The following is a 2,888-nucleotide window of genomic DNA, read 5'->3' as shown; positions in this document are numbered from 1 at the left end:
TTCAGGGTGTGGAATGAGTCAACTGCTCCGCGAAAGGATCTTCGTATTACAAACATGGAGGCATTACCAAAACGTGGGGCCGACTTTATTCCACTGCCCCCAACAAACTCAAGTAACCCAAGTAACCCAAGTAACTCAAGTAACCCCATAACCCAACAAACTCAACAAACCCATTTAAACAACCTGAGTAGTTACCTAGGAGATTTAAAATGCGATTATCGGACATTCCTGAAATTGAAAAGTTAAGCACCCCGGAAAAAATTTTGTTGGTAGAAGATTTTTGGGATAGCATTGCTGTTGAAGCATCAAAAGTTCCAATCCCCAATAGCCATAGAGAAGAATTAGATAAAAGACTTAAGCGTTACGAATCATATTCCAATAATCTACTATCGTTTGATGAGCTTCAAGGAAGGATAGAGTTGAGGAAATGAAATACAATTTAAGTTTTCTTCCTGAAGTTGAGGAGGACGTTATTGCTGGGTATTTGTGGTACGAAGAAAGAGCCTTCAGCCTAGGAGAAGAATTTGTTCGTATGTTTTATGTCCGTGTTAGGGAATTTTTAAGTGAACCGTTGCTGTACCAAGAAATTTATGGTGGTTTTCGGCGGTGTCTTCTCCGACGATTCCCCTATGCCATCTACTTTAGAGTAGATGGCATTGACGTTGTAGTGTTTGGCCTCTTTCATTGTGCCAGAGATCCTCACACCATCAAAGGGCAATTATTGACAAGAGATATGTAACAAGAGAAGATCTTGAAAGTTGTACGGCACAGAAATTGCCGGATTGATTTGACAATGAATTATTTTTTTTACTTTTACGCATAGTAGTAGTCTGCATCTGGATAAAAAAACGAACCAACAAATTCAGGGCGTGGAATGAGTCAACAGCTCCGCGAAAGGATCTTCGTATTACAAACATGGAGGCATTCCCAAAACGTGGAGCCGACTTTATTCCACTGCTCCCAAGTAACCAATTAAAAAATGCCCACCATAAAACGATTTGAAGACTTAGACTGCTGGCAGGGTTCACGCAAGCTGGTCAGTAGAATATACGAATTAACCAAGAAGAGTGCACTCAGTAAAGACTACGGACTGAAAGATCAGATAAGAAGGAGCGCCATATCAGGAATGGCGAACACTTGGCCCGTGAAATAATAGATGTATTATGTTTATGTACTAAATGCCCCATCAATGACTCAGAACTAGAAATCGCAAGAGAATTGGCAGACAACGCATGGAAGCGTATAAATAAATTCATGTCCTATTTAAAAGTGGACTAACAAACCAACCAACCAACAAGCCGGTTTTAATCAAACAAACAAACTGGAAAATAAGTTTATGGTTGGCGAGAAGAAGTGAGGAGAATTTAATTATGGAGTCTATTGAGCAATTGGCAAAAAAGGCTATTGAGCACAATCCTGTCGAACGAATCCGTTTGGTTGAGGCAATTCTTTTTAGTCTCGACAAGCCTGATTCAGACATTGAACAGAGTTGGGTTGTCGAATCAGAAGCCCGGTATGCTGCCTTCAAAAAAGGAACACTTGAAACAACCGATTGGGAGCAAATTAAGAAGAGGTATGGGTCTTGATGGTGAGGTTTGTTGCCCCTGCTGATATTGAACTTGATGAAGCTATCAGATACTATGATCATCAACTTCCGGGCTTGGGCTTTCGTTTCTTTTATGAAGTAAATGCTTCAATTGAGCGTGTGAAATTTGCACCAGAGGCTTGGGAGCAGTGGAATAAAGTCGGCTCCACGTTTTGGGAATGCCTCCATGTTTGTAACACAAAGATCCTTTCGCGGAGCTGTTGACTCATTCCACGCCCTAAATTTGTTGGTTCGTTGGTTTGTTAGTCCACTTTTTAATAGGTCATGAATTTATTTATACGCTTCCAGGCGTTGTCTGCCATTTCTTTTGTTTTTGCCAACTCTGCGTCGGTTAGGTAATTCTGATCTAGGGCCGCGTAACCTTGATTTATAGTTTCTTTTGCGTGGACACACACAACGTGCCCACCCTACGAAATGCTTCCGAGATATTTGCCATTCCTGATATGGCACTCCTTCTTATCTGGTCTTTCAGTCCGTAGTCTTTACTGAATGCACTCTTCTTGGTTAGATCATATATTGCACTACCCAACTTCCGGGAATCCTGCCAGCAATGTAAATCTTCAAAACGTTTTATGGTTGGCATCGTTTTTTGTTAGTTTTTTTTGGGAAAACTTGTTGGTTGGATTAAACCAAGTTCATTAGTTCGTTGGTTCATTGGGCGCCTTATTTTATTGCTTCTTTTCACTAAGGCTATCGCACAGCCCTGATATAGCTTGTTCGATAATGTCTCTCTTTGCTTTGCCCACTATTTTCACAATAAGTATTTGTGCCAGCGTGAAAACTTTGTCAGTTCTAATCCAGCTCTGGCAAGGCAATGTACCGGCAAGTAAAGCTTCTTCGGCCAACTCTATCGCCCCCGAATGATAGCCCTTTGAGGTCACGGCCAATGCAATAAAATCACCATTATTGTCAGGAACAGTAAGCATCAAAACAGGCCTTTTTTTCTGGTTTTCAGGTCAGAGAAAGGAAATGGTATCAGTACAATACTTCCTGGCTCAAACATCATTCCATTCCATGCCTCGTCCTCAGCATTATCCCAAATGGATGATAATGCTCCTTCTTGGGCCATAATTAAGTCGTTGATCCCTCCCTGTTCCTGTTTTCCCTTGAGGTAGCCAACAAAATCGAGCACCTCTCTGGCCAGAGGTTCTGGAAGTGTTTTACACTGGTTAAAGATGATTTCCGCTGTATTCATCGTAGCTTTCCTCTTGAGATGGAAATGGGGGCATTATGCCTTGAAAAATCCCCTTTATCTTAAAACCCAAACAGTTGGTTCCTTGGT

The 2,888-nt window shown here is 41.4% G+C and carries 7 protein-coding genes; 4 read left to right on the top strand and 3 right to left on the bottom strand.

The annotated features are described in order from the left end of the window. Nucleotides 1–209 precede the first annotated feature (209 nt). The 4 genes from HQK80_16195 to HQK80_16180 all read left to right on the top strand — a co-directional run bounded on the left by HQK80_16195 (nt 210) and on the right by HQK80_16180 (nt 1,586). A complete protein-coding gene (locus HQK80_16195; GenBank protein ID MBF0223732.1) occupies nt 210–431 on the top strand; it encodes an addiction module protein in 222 nt (73 codons plus the stop codon). After that, nucleotides 428–739: a type II toxin-antitoxin system RelE/ParE family toxin gene (locus HQK80_16190; protein MBF0223731.1), complete on the top strand. Its 312-nt coding sequence runs from the start codon at nt 428–430 to the stop codon at nt 737–739. The genes HQK80_16195 and HQK80_16190 overlap by 4 nt, the downstream gene beginning before the upstream one ends. A 240-nt stretch (nt 740–979) precedes the next feature. Further along, nucleotides 980–1,153: a four helix bundle protein gene (locus tag HQK80_16185; GenBank protein ID MBF0223730.1), complete on the top strand. Its 174-nt coding sequence runs from the start codon at nt 980–982 to the stop codon at nt 1,151–1,153. 217 nt (nt 1,154–1,370) lie between these two features. Beyond that, nucleotides 1,371–1,586, top strand: coding sequence for an addiction module protein (locus tag HQK80_16180; protein MBF0223729.1), 216 nt, complete (start codon nt 1,371–1,373; stop codon nt 1,584–1,586). Nucleotides 1,587–1,973: 387 nt separating this feature from the next. On the opposite strand, the gene HQK80_16175 is transcribed toward HQK80_16180, so the two are convergent. The 3 genes from HQK80_16175 to HQK80_16165 form a co-directional block, all read right to left on the bottom strand. Beyond that, nucleotides 1,974–2,189 (bottom strand): four helix bundle protein, encoded by a 216-nt coding sequence (locus tag HQK80_16175; GenBank protein MBF0223728.1) that lies wholly within the window; start codon nt 2,187–2,189, stop codon nt 1,974–1,976. Nucleotides 2,190–2,274: 85 nt separating this feature from the next. Beyond that, the gene (locus HQK80_16170; protein MBF0223727.1) at nt 2,275–2,532 is read right to left on the bottom strand and encodes a type II toxin-antitoxin system PemK/MazF family toxin; all 258 of its coding nucleotides are present in this window, start codon (nt 2,530–2,532) and stop codon (nt 2,275–2,277) included. Further along, a complete protein-coding gene (locus HQK80_16165) occupies nt 2,532–2,801 on the bottom strand; it encodes a DUF2281 domain-containing protein (protein ID MBF0223726.1) in 270 nt (89 codons plus the stop codon). Before HQK80_16165 ends, HQK80_16170 begins: the two co-directional genes overlap by 1 nt. Nucleotides 2,802–2,888: the final 87 nt, after the last annotated feature.

The sequence above is a fragment of the Desulfobulbaceae bacterium genome, assembly GCA_015231515.1.
Classification (GTDB): domain Bacteria; phylum Desulfobacterota; class Desulfobulbia; order Desulfobulbales; family VMSU01; genus JADGBM01.
Note: the sequence above shows the minus strand (reverse complement) of the source record. Positions and strands in the feature narration are given on the sequence as shown.